Annotated in this window: 14 protein-coding genes; 9 read left to right on the top strand and 5 right to left on the bottom strand. The window is 70.4% G+C overall.

All coding sequences use genetic code 11. From position 1 onward, the window contains the following. Nucleotides 1-32: 32 nt before the first annotated feature. Nucleotides 33-653, bottom strand: a complete 621-nt coding sequence (locus tag ACFV9O_RS21765; RefSeq protein WP_385420284.1) for a TetR/AcrR family transcriptional regulator — start codon at nucleotides 651-653, stop codon at nucleotides 33-35. Nucleotides 654-796: 143 nt separating this feature from the next. Here ACFV9O_RS21765 and ACFV9O_RS21770 point away from each other — a divergent pair, with 143 nt between their 5' ends. Beyond that, nucleotides 797-1,819 (top strand): ABC transporter permease, encoded by a 1,023-nt coding sequence (locus ACFV9O_RS21770; protein WP_385420286.1) that lies wholly within the window; start codon nucleotides 797-799, stop codon nucleotides 1,817-1,819. 171 nt (nucleotides 1,820-1,990) lie between these two features. Here the strand turns inward: ACFV9O_RS21770 and ACFV9O_RS21775 are convergent, their stop codons facing one another. Further along, complete coding sequence (locus tag ACFV9O_RS21775) at nucleotides 1,991-2,296, bottom strand: type II toxin-antitoxin system Phd/YefM family antitoxin (protein WP_385420287.1); 306 nt, start codon at nucleotides 2,294-2,296, stop codon at nucleotides 1,991-1,993. 192 nt (nucleotides 2,297-2,488) lie between these two features. Here ACFV9O_RS21775 and ACFV9O_RS21780 point away from each other — a divergent pair, with 192 nt between their 5' ends. The 8 genes from ACFV9O_RS21780 (at nucleotide 2,489) to ACFV9O_RS21815 (ending at nucleotide 7,273) form a co-directional block, all read left to right on the top strand. Continuing rightward, nucleotides 2,489-2,893: a hypothetical protein gene (locus tag ACFV9O_RS21780; RefSeq protein WP_385420289.1), complete on the top strand. Its 405-nt coding sequence runs from the start codon at nucleotides 2,489-2,491 to the stop codon at nucleotides 2,891-2,893. Continuing rightward, on the top strand, nucleotides 2,890-3,258 hold the full coding sequence (locus tag ACFV9O_RS21785) for a DUF6907 domain-containing protein (RefSeq protein ID WP_385420290.1): 369 nt from the start codon (nucleotides 2,890-2,892) through the stop codon (nucleotides 3,256-3,258). Before ACFV9O_RS21780 ends, ACFV9O_RS21785 begins: the two co-directional genes overlap by 4 nt. Continuing rightward, nucleotides 3,255-3,428 (top strand): hypothetical protein, encoded by a 174-nt coding sequence (locus ACFV9O_RS21790; protein ID WP_385420292.1) that lies wholly within the window; start codon nucleotides 3,255-3,257, stop codon nucleotides 3,426-3,428. Before ACFV9O_RS21785 ends, ACFV9O_RS21790 begins: the two co-directional genes overlap by 4 nt. Continuing rightward, the gene (locus ACFV9O_RS21795) at nucleotides 3,425-4,192 is read left to right on the top strand and encodes a DUF2637 domain-containing protein (protein ID WP_385420294.1); all 768 of its coding nucleotides are present in this window, start codon (nucleotides 3,425-3,427) and stop codon (nucleotides 4,190-4,192) included. The genes ACFV9O_RS21790 and ACFV9O_RS21795 overlap by 4 nt, the downstream gene beginning before the upstream one ends. After that, on the top strand, nucleotides 4,189-4,494 hold the full coding sequence (locus ACFV9O_RS21800) for a hypothetical protein (protein WP_385420296.1): 306 nt from the start codon (nucleotides 4,189-4,191) through the stop codon (nucleotides 4,492-4,494). Before ACFV9O_RS21795 ends, ACFV9O_RS21800 begins: the two co-directional genes overlap by 4 nt. 1 nt (nucleotide 4,495) lies before the next feature. After that, nucleotides 4,496-4,663, top strand: coding sequence for a hypothetical protein (locus ACFV9O_RS21805; RefSeq protein WP_385420297.1), 168 nt, complete (start codon nucleotides 4,496-4,498; stop codon nucleotides 4,661-4,663). Nucleotides 4,664-4,741: 78 nt separating this feature from the next. Beyond that, the gene (locus ACFV9O_RS21810; RefSeq protein WP_385420299.1) at nucleotides 4,742-6,796 is read left to right on the top strand and encodes an ATP-binding protein; all 2,055 of its coding nucleotides are present in this window, start codon (nucleotides 4,742-4,744) and stop codon (nucleotides 6,794-6,796) included. Between the two features lie 267 nt (nucleotides 6,797-7,063). After that, nucleotides 7,064-7,273: a hypothetical protein gene (locus ACFV9O_RS21815; RefSeq protein ID WP_385420301.1), complete on the top strand. Its 210-nt coding sequence runs from the start codon at nucleotides 7,064-7,066 to the stop codon at nucleotides 7,271-7,273. 139 nt (nucleotides 7,274-7,412) lie between these two features. Here ACFV9O_RS21815 and ACFV9O_RS21820 read toward each other — a convergent pair whose 3' ends face one another. The 3 genes from ACFV9O_RS21820 to ACFV9O_RS21830 all read right to left on the bottom strand — a co-directional run bounded on the left by ACFV9O_RS21820 (nucleotide 7,413) and on the right by ACFV9O_RS21830 (nucleotide 10,735). Next, nucleotides 7,413-9,743: a hypothetical protein gene (locus tag ACFV9O_RS21820; protein WP_385420303.1), complete on the bottom strand. Its 2,331-nt coding sequence runs from the start codon at nucleotides 9,741-9,743 to the stop codon at nucleotides 7,413-7,415. 313 nt (nucleotides 9,744-10,056) lie between these two features. Next, the gene (locus ACFV9O_RS21825; protein WP_385420305.1) at nucleotides 10,057-10,329 is read right to left on the bottom strand and encodes a hypothetical protein; all 273 of its coding nucleotides are present in this window, start codon (nucleotides 10,327-10,329) and stop codon (nucleotides 10,057-10,059) included. A 208-nt stretch (nucleotides 10,330-10,537) separates the two neighbouring features. Next, nucleotides 10,538-10,735, bottom strand: coding sequence for a hypothetical protein (locus ACFV9O_RS21830; RefSeq protein WP_385420306.1), 198 nt, complete (start codon nucleotides 10,733-10,735; stop codon nucleotides 10,538-10,540). Nucleotides 10,736-10,898: the final 163 nt, after the last annotated feature.

A 10,898-nucleotide genomic window follows, 5' to 3' on the forward strand; every position in this document is an offset into this window, starting at 1 on the left:
TTGAACGTTAGGGCGGAAGTTTTTCCGGCGCGTTAACTGATCTTCGACACCTGCATGGACATCAGCGCACCCAGGCCGTCCTCGAGAACCTCCACGCGCACATCGCCGATCAGCGCCTGCTGCGCGATGAAGCCCATCGCGGTGGCGATCATCGTCCGGGCGACATGGTCGGCCGGCACGTCGGAGTCCAGAATTCCGTTGTCCCGGTAGGCGTCGACGACGTCGGCCCAGGCGCGTCGCATCCCGTTGTAGCCGTCGTGGAGGACGGCGGCGAGCCGTTCGTTGCGGAGCGTCTCGGTCCAGACCTGGACGATGAGCCGGGCGAAGGCCTGCCGGTCACCTCCGGGCACCTCCTCGTCCAGGAACGTGCGCAGCACGCGGCCGAGCAGCACATCGGGGGTCGGCGGCGGTGTGGTGCGCGCGGCTTCCTCGAAAGCGGCGCGGACCCCGGAGAACGTCTGCTCCGCGATGGCGGAGATGAGCTCCTCCTTGCCGCTGAAGTACCGGTAGACCGCCCCGGCCGAGAGACCGATCTCGCCGAGGATGTCCTGCATCGACGTGGCGTGGAAGCCGTCGCGGGCGAAGCAGCGTGCGGCGCCGTCGAGGATCTGGCGGCGGCGGGCGTCGAGGTGTTCCTGGGATACGCGTGCCATGTCGCAAAAGTAAAACGAACATTCTTTCTTGACAAGCGGCAGTCGCGGCAGGACAGTGTCCCAGACGAAGAAAACGAACGATCATTCTCTTTACTCAGTCCCGGATTCGACCCATCCCCGGAATGTCCGGACCAAGGAGCACCATGTCCGCCGCACCGACCGCTGCACCGACGCGCCGCATGATCGCGGTGATCGTCCTCGTCCCGCTCGTCGTCGCGCTCGCGCTCTGGGCGTTCGCCTGGCCCGCGGCGCGCCTCGCCCCGCGCGACCTGCCGGTCGGCGTGGCGGGCCCTGACGCCGCGACAGCACAGCTGGAGCAGCGCTTCGCACAGCGGGAGGGGGCCTTCGAAGTCCACCGCTACGCCGACGAGGCCTCCGCCCGGGACGCCATCGAGGATCACGTCGTATACGGCGCGATGGTGGTGACCCCCCAGGGACCGAAGGTGCTGACGGCCTCCGCCGCGAGCCCGGTCGTGGCCCAGCTGCTCAAGGAGTCCGTCGCGGCGGGCGCGCCCGCGGGCACGGAGCCGCAGATCGAGGACATCGTCCCGGCCCCGTCGGGCGACCCCCGGGGCGGCGGGCTGGCGTCGAGCATCCTGCCGCTGAGCCTGGCCGGGCTGGCAGCGGGCGCACTGGTGACGCTCCTGGGGCTGCGCGGGGCGCGGGCCGTGATCGCTCTGGTGGGCACGGCCGTCCTGGTGGGCATCACCGCGGCCGCCGTCGCGCACAGCTGGCTCGGCATACTGACCGGCGACTGGTGGGCCGAGGCCGGGGTCCTCGGCCTGACGGTGCTGGCCGTCGGCGCCGCCGTCGCGGGGCTCGCGACACTGATCGGCCAGGCCGGGATCGGGCTGGGTGCGCTGGTGATCGTCCTGATCGGCAACCCGTTCTCCGGCGTGTCGAGCGCGCCGGAACTGCTGCCGGAACCCGCCGGGCCGATCGGTCAGTGGCTGTCGGCCGGCGCGAGCGGCTCACTGCTGCGTTCGGTGGCGTACTTCGACGGGAGCGGGGCCGGCCGGCCCGCGCTCGTCCTGTCCCTGTGGGTGGTCCTGGGCGTGGCGGCGGTGCTGATCGGCGGCCGTCGCAGGGTCGACGGACACCGCGGGGCCGACGTACGCAGCGAGGTCGAGGGGCACCGCGATCCGGAGCCCGCCCCGGCCGCCTGACGACCCGCCGTACCAGGGCCTGCCTTCCGGGCTCATCCGGACGACGGGCCCTGGCCCCGAACGGCCGCGCGTCCCCGCTGTAGCGGACGGGGGCGCGCGGTCTTTTCATGTGCCGCGCCCTTTCATGTGCCGCGCCCTTTCATGTGCCGCACGCGTCGGGCGCCGCTCCCCTCAGGCGCTCCCGCCCGGTGGCCGGTGCTCCGCCGCGATGCCGAAGCGGCCCCGTTCGCCCGGAGCGGACGGCTGGGAGTGCGGGCGCAGCCTCGACACGGTGGTGGCCGCCTGCTCGCCGGCCGGGTGCTCAGCGCCTTCGAGGTCCGCAAGGCCCTCGAGTCGTTCCAGGTCAGCGGCGGACACCAGGGCCACGAGCGGCTTTCCGTGGCGGGTGACGACCACGCGCTCCCCGCCGTACACCACGCGGTTGATCAGCTCGGCGAGCTCCGCCCGTGCTTGCGTCACCGGAATCTCATAGGCCATGCTCCCCAGCTTACGGGGCGTTCATCATGTCCACACGGTCCGTAGAGAAGCTCAAAACACCAGGTCAGAGGCTCCCAGCCCGACCACACACGCCGAGTTTGTGAGACGTGTGTGAGACGGCGGCGCCGCCCGGTGATTCCACCCACCGAACGGCGCCTTGATCCGAACCCTTCCGATCAAGGAGTCCAGACCATGAGCAAGACCGTACCGCCCGCCCAACTGTGTGGCGCCCGTCGCCCCGGCTGGGAGAACGGGCCCGCGATCGGCATCAACCGCATCCCCTGCATCCTGGCCGCCGGACACGACGACGACCACCGCAACGCGTTCGGCCAGACGTGGCCCGCGGCCGCCCCGCTCGCCGCCGCACTGCTCCAGCTCGCCGACAAGCTCGACAGGCGCCGGCCCCGCGCGGTCATGAGCGAGGCACTCCGCCGCGCCCAGGCCCTCGTGCTCGCCGAGGAGCTGCACGGCCCCACTCCGGCCGCGGAGGCCGCCGAGGAGGAGCTGCTCGCCACGCTGCCCTCGGTCCGCGAACGGCAGACCCGCAGCCAGTACGCGGCGATCCTGCGGCAGATCGCTCAGGGGGTGACGCAGTGACCGCGCCCCGCACCGTCACGGTGCCGACCATCGACCGCGGCGACGTCACGATCCCCGAACCCGCCTGGTGCGTCGGCCACACCGACAGTCCGCGCGAGTACTACGTCGACCTCAGCCACCGCGGGCCCGAACACCTCGTCGGCCCGGCCGAGGCGCCGCTGTTCGTCGCGATGCTGGCCCAGAACCCGCACGGCAGCGGCGGCGGCCAGACCGGCCTCCTCGTCGAGACGGTCCACATCGCGCGCACCATGACGCCGGGCGAGCTGGACGAGCTTGCCGCCGGTCTCGTCGAGTCGGCCGCGCAGCTGCGGCACCTCGCACGCCAACTGGCGGCCCTGGGCACCGGTGGGAGTGAGAGCCGATGAACGAGCGTGACGCCCTCGCCCTGCTCCAACGCCTCATCACCGACGCGCTCACCCAGCAGCCGAACGGCAACTACGTGCGCGAATACGCCGCACGCGTCGGCGACCTGGAGGCCACCATGCGCGCCGCACTCACCGTCATCGAGTTGACCACCGAAGGAGGTGCCCGGTGAAGCGCATCAATCCCGTCCAGGGCCTGGCGGCCGGCGCCGCGGTCGTGACCGTGGCACTGACCGGCACGGCGTTCTGGCTCTCGTACAGCCATCTCGCCGACATTGCCGCCGCCAACGGGCTGGACGGCGCCCGCGCTTGGGCGTGGCCGGGCACGGTCGACGCGTTCATCGTGGTCGGCGAGCTGCTGATCCTGCGGGCCGCTCTGCGCGGCCGGTTCGACTGGTTCGCCTACCTGCTCGCCGCGGTCGGATCGCTCGGCTCGATCGCGCTGAACGTTCTCGGTGTCGGCGCTGGGGCGCAGCCGATGGAGTACACCGTGGCGGCGGTGCCGCCCGTGGCTGCGCTGCTCGCCTTCGCTGCGGTCATGCGGCAGGTGCACGAGCGCCTGGCCGGTCATGTCGAGCAGGCCCCGGTGTCCGCGTCCGTGACCATCGAGCGGGCCGACGTTGAGCCGCTGCCGGTGGTCACTGCCCCGGTCATCGAACTGCCCGCAGCCGCCCCCGTGTGGGACCACATGGACCCGGCCGCCATGGCCACCAAGATGACCGCTGCCGTACCGGCTGAGACGCCCCGGGAGGTGGTCACCGAGGTGGTGACCCGTACCCCGGCTGATCTGCGCCGTGAGGCCCGCAGGATGCACCGCCAGGTGGTCACCTCGGGCGGCCGAGGGGTGACCATCGAGCAGTTGCGCGACACGTTCGGATTGTCGCGCCGCGAGGCGACCGAGCTGCGCCGCGAAGTGGTCGGGGGTGCCCGGTCATGAGCGAGCTTGAGAAGGCCGCCCGCGAGGCGGTCGACGCGGCCCACAACAGCGAGCAGCTGGCGCTCATCGCCGCGGTGCTGAAGGCGCAGCAGCTCACCCAGCAGCAGCCCGCCCCGCCGGCGCCCGTACAGCGGGCTTCGGTGAGCCCGGCGGCGTGGGTCGGCATCGGTGTGGGCGGCTCCGTGTTCCTCCTCACCGTGGCCGTCTCGGCCGTCGCGGTGGCCATCTCCGCGGTGGCGCTGACGGTCTGCGTGCTGGTGCTCCGGTCGGTGTGGGTCGACATGCAGAAGGGGCGGAAGTGACATGCGGATCACCGACAAGGACGACATCAATCACACGGAGCTGGCCCGGATCCTCGGGATCAGCATGCGGGCCGCGATCCGCGGGCGCTTCACCACCCGACAGCAGGCCCGCATCAACCAGATCCTCGAGCAGGCCCGCAAGCGCGAGCAGGCAAAGAAGGCCAAGTAGCTAGCCGCGGGGCGGCCGTACCGACCAAGGAAACCGGCCGCCCCGCTCCCGTCCCACGAGGGAGACAGGAACCCCATCATGACCGTTGTCGAACTGTTCAAGCAGCCGCCGCAGCCGAGCCCGACGGCGTGGCGCAGGGCCGGCCGCAGGGTGCGCGTCGTCGCCACTCACGACCGCACCCGTACTGCCGGCCGTGTGGCCGTGCGCCACAGCATGTACCTGCTCGGCGGCACCCGCATCGTCACCCGCCGGGCGTGGGACGGCCGTACAGCGGCCCGCTACGAGCGGCTGATGCGCGCCGCCGAGGCCGCCGGGAACATGGAGCTCGCCGCGGACTGGGATGAGCGCGGACGGCAGTTCCGTGCGGCCCGGCACCAGCGGCGCATGGACCTCATCATGGCCCCGCAGAAGCTCGCCAAGAGCGCCGCCATGGGCACCGCGGCCACAGCTGGCTGCCTGGTACTCCTCGGCGGCGCCATGGCCATCCACAGCGGCGACGTGGCCGACGTCGCCGTCCCGATGATGACCGTCATCGAGCTGATTCACTGGCTCGTCGTCATCGCCAGTGTCGTGTGGGGCCCGCTCGTCGCTGTCGGCCCGTGGCTGGCCCTGCTTGGCCTGTGGGCCGTCGGACGGCACCAGCACACCGCACCGCAGTGGGCGCTGCCCGTGGCTCAGCGCAGCAACGGCGGCGGGCCCATCACCCCGTCCATCGTGGTCACGGCCATGCGTGACCTCGGTGTCGCGGCACTGAGGAATGCCATCAAGGAGATGGGCGACGCGGGCGCGGCCATGCTGTCGCCGATCGTTATCGCCGGGTGTGGTGTCGAGGTCGACGTCACCCTGCCCTCGGGTGTGTCGACCGAGGAGGTGCAGGGCCGTCGGCGGAAGCTGGCCGAGAACCTGAACCGGCACGAGCACGAGGTGTTCATCACGATCCCCGAGGCCGCGCGCACGGTCAGGTTGTGGATCGCCGACAGCGGCGCCCTGGACGAGCCGATCGGCCCGTCGCCGCTCGTCCTCGACGCGGACGCCACGGCCGACTACAAGGCCGGCCGCGCCCCATGGGGCCAGGACCTGCGCGGCGACGCGGCGGCCATCAGCCTCTACCAGCGGCACATGCTCATCACGGGCCTGTCCAACCAGGGCAAGACCGCCTCGCTGCGCGCCCTGGCCCTGTGGCTGGCGCTCGACAAGACCGTGGAGTTCCGTATCGGCGACCTGAAGGGCGTCGGCGACTGGGCCATGTTCGACGGGCTTGCCACGGTGCTCATCCAGGGCCCGACAGACGACCACGTGGTGGCCGTGACGGAGATGGCCGAGGAAGGCGTACGCGAGATGGAGCGGCGCCTCCTCGCCCCGCCCGGCACCCAGTTTGACCCGCTGGTGCTCCTCGTCGACGAGGCGCAGGTGGCGTTCATGTGCCCGGTGAAGGGCGAGGACGGGCGCCCGTACGGCGGCACGAAGGCGACGAGCCGCTATTTCATGGCCGCGAGGAAGATTCACAACCAGGGCCGGGCCGTCAACGTCACGCTGTGGCAGGGCACGCAGGACCCGACCGATCAGAACCTGCCCAAGCTCGTCCGCGAGGGCGCCCACATCCGTGCGGCCCTGGTGCTGGGTACCGAGGCGCAGGCCAAGATGGCCCTCGGGGACAAGGCCGTCGACGGCGGCGCGGCCCCGCACAAGCTGCGCCAGGGCCTCGACAAGGGCACCGTGGTCGTCGCCGGTGACGGAGTGAAGCTCGCCCCCGGGCAGTCGTCCATCACGATCCGCACGCACTACATCGACGACGAGCAGGCTGTGGAGCTCGCCGAGCGGGCGAAGGCCCGCCGCGCCGGCGTCACGACGCTGGCCAGGCTGACCGTTGTGGAGCAGGTCGACGCGCTCGCCGACATCGCCAGCGTCCTCGGGGACACGCCGCGGCTGCGCACGCAGGAGGTGCTGCAGCTGCTCGCCGAGCGCAACCCTGGCGAGTACCGGGAGTGGAAGTTCACCGACCTGCGGCAGGTGTTGGAGGCGGCCGACGCTGCGCCGCACAAGTCCGACGGGCAGATGGTCGTCGACCGCCGGCGGGTCCTCGATGCGCTCGCCGCTCGCGACGACGAGCCGAGGGAGGCCGCGGGGAGGTAGGGAGTTCTCCCTCACCGCCTCCCTGTACCCCAATCCCTGCTCTGATCTGTGCAGATGGGCGTACAGGGAGGCAGGGAGGCAGGCCCCGGGCCTACCCGCTGGCCCGTCTGGGTACGGCTTTCTCCAGTCTCACACTGGAGGTAGGCATGAACTGCCAGAGGTGCGGTGCAGGGGCCATCCAAGACAGCAGCGGCCGTTGGTGGTGCTCCCAGCAATGCGGGTGGTCCAGCGGCACAGCTCCCGGTCCGACGACGATAGGGTCTGCCCATGACTGGACGGCTACCGGAGCCGGCGCTCAACTCGGAGGGCACCGGATCGGAGATCACGCGCACTGACTGCACGCAGTGCGGCACCGAGGTCCACGGCATTGACGGCCGGTACGCCTGTCCGGGCTGCGGCTGGGTGAACCACTGGAGCGAGGGGCACAAGCAGCTGCCCACTGCCGAGGACGACGCGGACTTCCCAGGCCGCAAGTAGCAGCAGTACGCCCCCGCTGCGGGTTCACCGCACGGGGGCGTACTCGTCTTCGCAGCGTCAACGCAATGGCGCCCGGCTCCTCGGGGCGAGGGGAGCCAGGCGCCTCGGCGCATCGGTGAGGAGGGGACCGATGCCGTCTCTACTGTCCGAATGCGGTCTGCACGTTGCCGCGGCCCTGGACGCGGACGATTTTCCGGAGGAGCTTCGTCATCTCGCCGTCGGCACCGTTGGTGTCGAGGACGACCCGCACCACCGAGGGCGTGAACGTCGGCCTCACGCTCGGGCTCATCCCGCCGCCGGCGAGCTGCTGCCCGGCGAGCATCGACGCGCCCGCGCCCGGGGCCTGGACCAGGTTTGCCATGCTGCGGTCGACGTCGGCCTGCCCGGACTCGATACCGAGGACCACACCGGCAGGGATCCAGCGGCCGATGTGCTTCGCCATGTACTTCGACGGCGAGGAGATGCCGAGCGCTTCGGCGATCGGCCCGGGAATCAGGTTCTTCGCCCAGCCGATCAGGGTGGACTTGAGCCAGGCGCCCATGGACTTGATGCCGTTCCACAAGCCGGTGACCAGGTCGCGGCCCTTGTTGACGAGGAGTCTGCCGAGGTTGCCGATGGCGTTGCCGATGCGGCCGGGCAGGCCGCGGAGCCAGGCGACCATCTCGATGGCCTTGATGATGACCCATCGCTTGATCGAGTCCCAGTGCTTGATCATGAGACCGATCGGGGTGAAGTTCAGGAACGCGTTGTAGATCTTCCCGGGGATGCCCTTGACCCAGTCGACGATGCCGTCCCAGATCTCGGCCGTCTTCGTGCGGATCGTGTCCCAGTGCTTGATGATCAGCCCGACGAGGGTGAAGTTCAAGAACAGCTGCAGGATAAAGTCCGCCACCTGCTTGATCTTGTTCCAGACCCAGTCCCACGCGGCCAGCGTCCACGCCTTGATCTCGTCCCAGTACGCAATCACCAGGACAACCAGCGCGACCACAGCCATGATGATCCAGCCGATCGGACCCATCGCAATCAGCCACTGAGCAGCCATCGTCGCCGCCCACACAATCGCCCGGGCAGCCATCATCGCGAACTGCGCCACCGCGGTCAGGCTGGCCCGGACCACAGCCGCGATCCACGTCCCGATGGACACGAGAGCGCTGCCCACCCACGCCGCGGCAGTCATCGCCGCGGACGCGACCGCGCCAGCGGCAATCCGGATGTACGCCATCAACCCGACAGCCATCATCCGCATCCACCCGGCGATCGCCTTGTACGTCGCCGATTTCTGGATGTTCGTCGCGGCCGTCGAGATCGCCGTGTACGCGGCGTACACCTTCTGCGCCGCCGACACCGCCATCACGACCCCGGCCAGGCCCGTCAGCGCGTAGGCGAGGGGCACGACGATGCCCTGATTGTCCATGGCGAACTTGGCGAATCCCCCACCGACTTCAGCAAGATGGGTAAGCGCCTTGTTCTTGAACTCCTGGAGCTTCGCCGCAGCGGTGCCCGACGTCTTGTCGACCAGCCCCTGAGTCGACCCCGCAGCCTTGTCCAGGCCCGTTGCAGCCGCGGCGCCGGCCGGGTCCAGGGCGAACAGCGCGTCGCCCATGACCGTGCCCGGATCCCCGAACAGCGCCGTGGCCGCATTGAGCTTGATCTGCTCATCCTTGGTGCCACGCAGCGCGTCCAGGGTCATCTGCAGGGCCTGCTCGGCAGAGTCGCCGCCAGCCCCGATCTTCAGAGCCATCGTGTCGGCGTTCAGGCCGATGTTCCGGAAGGCGTCCGTCGCCGCGGTCCCGCCCGCGAGGGCGAGCTCGCCGAACTGGCCAATCGCGTCGGCCACCTGGTCGATGTCCCGCGCGCCACCCTGCACGCCCTGCGCAAGCAGCGCCATGGCGGTCTGCCCGTCCAGGCCGACGCGGCGGAACTGCGTGGAGTACTCGTTCAGGATCGACGGCAGGTCCGCGCGCATGGCCTGCGGCAGCGCCTTGGCCCCGGCCGTGAGAATGTCGAACGCCTCCTGCCCGCTTACGGCGAGTCCGGTCTTGATGAGCTGGCCGGCGGCCATCGCCGACTCGGCCACATCAATCTCGAAGGTGTCGGCAAGGGTCATCGCCCCCGCGGTCATGCTCTGCAACTCGGCATCGGTGAAGTCACCGACCTCCCCCATCGCGGACACGATGCCGCCGAGCGCCGTGTTCACCTCGCCGATGCTCTGCCCGAATCCGCTGCTGAACACGTTTCCCGAAACGGTGCCGATACGCTCGGCCTCGGCCTCGTTGAGCCCGAGCTGCGCGGCCAGCTTCGCGTTCGAGGCCTCCATGTCCAGGCTGGCCGCAACACCCACGCCGAGCGCCATGCCAACGCCCGTACCAATAGCCGTAGACGCCGCGGTGAACCGATCGCTCATCCGATCCATGACCGCCGAGGCGCGATCCTTCGCGATGAGATTGAAGGTCAGGCTCGTGTCGCTCATGCGGCCGCGCTCCCTTCCTCGTGCTCCTGCACGAAGATGAGCGCGACAGCGTCACGACTGCCGTTGAAGGCCGGCCGCGGCGTGCTCCGCTCAAACTCCGCACCGCCGCGCGCCCACCCCGCCAGCCAGGCCGCGCTCAACGCGCCAGGAGTCGCGTTGCCCACCCCAGGGAATCCCGGGGGGTGCGCACGCGAGCGGCGGCACGCCTCCTTCGCCGTATCCGCGGCAGCCCTTGCCGCGGCTCTACGCGCCTGCACCCAGCGATCGCACGACGCCAGGTGCTCCCGCCAGCGAGTCTCGTGGTCTGCCCCCATCACACAGACCGCCTGCGGAGCAGCTCAACTTGCACCTGCTGCGGTGTCGGCGTCATTCGCGCCGCGGGCTTCACGCTCCCGGCCGCGCGGGCCTGCTCCTGTGCCCTGCGTCGCACCGCCGCGAGCGCCTGGCACTCGGCCACCCGCTCACGCACCCACGCCGCACGCTCCTCGCTGAACTGCTTCCCCGGAGGGACACCCCACTCCGCGGGGAACGCCCCGAACGTCCGGCCCTCGCTCGCGAACTCCATCACTCCTGCTCCCTCGCTCATCAACTGCCGCTCAACTATCAAGCCCAGTGCCCGGCGCCCTGCGTTGCGGGCCCGTTCGGCCGCCGATTGGCACCGCCGGTCGCAGTACTTCCGCGGCCGTCCTCGTCCGCGCCGCTGCTCCAGGGCTCGGCCGCACTGCTCGCACGAGGCACACCGGGCCTCATCCCCAGAATTCACCATGTGATGAATTTACCCGCCATGACCCCGCTCAACCCTGCGCTGAACGGGAAATGTCCTGGTCAACGTCCTCGGCGACCGCGCACAGCGCACCCCAGAACGCCCTCATCTCCCAGTCGACAGGCGCGTTCCGCGCCAGCCCCGCGAGGTGGACGATCAACGTGTCCAACCGCACCCCCCGAAGCGCTGCAATCTTCGCCCGGAGGTCGTCGTCAACCTGCCTATTCATCCTGCGTCCTCTCTCTGCTCCGGCGCCCGCTGGCGCCCTGGCTGATACGGCGACAGGCGTCTGAGCAGACCCGTCGCAACCCGCTCGTGCCCGGGTACGGCGTAGCGCGGAAGAGCCGCCCGCATCCCGAACAAGCCCGCTCTGCACCCGCTGCAGTCCGCGC

This window comes from Streptomyces sp. NPDC059909 (assembly GCF_042730885.1).
In the GTDB taxonomy this organism is placed as follows: domain Bacteria; phylum Actinomycetota; class Actinomycetes; order Streptomycetales; family Streptomycetaceae; genus Streptomyces.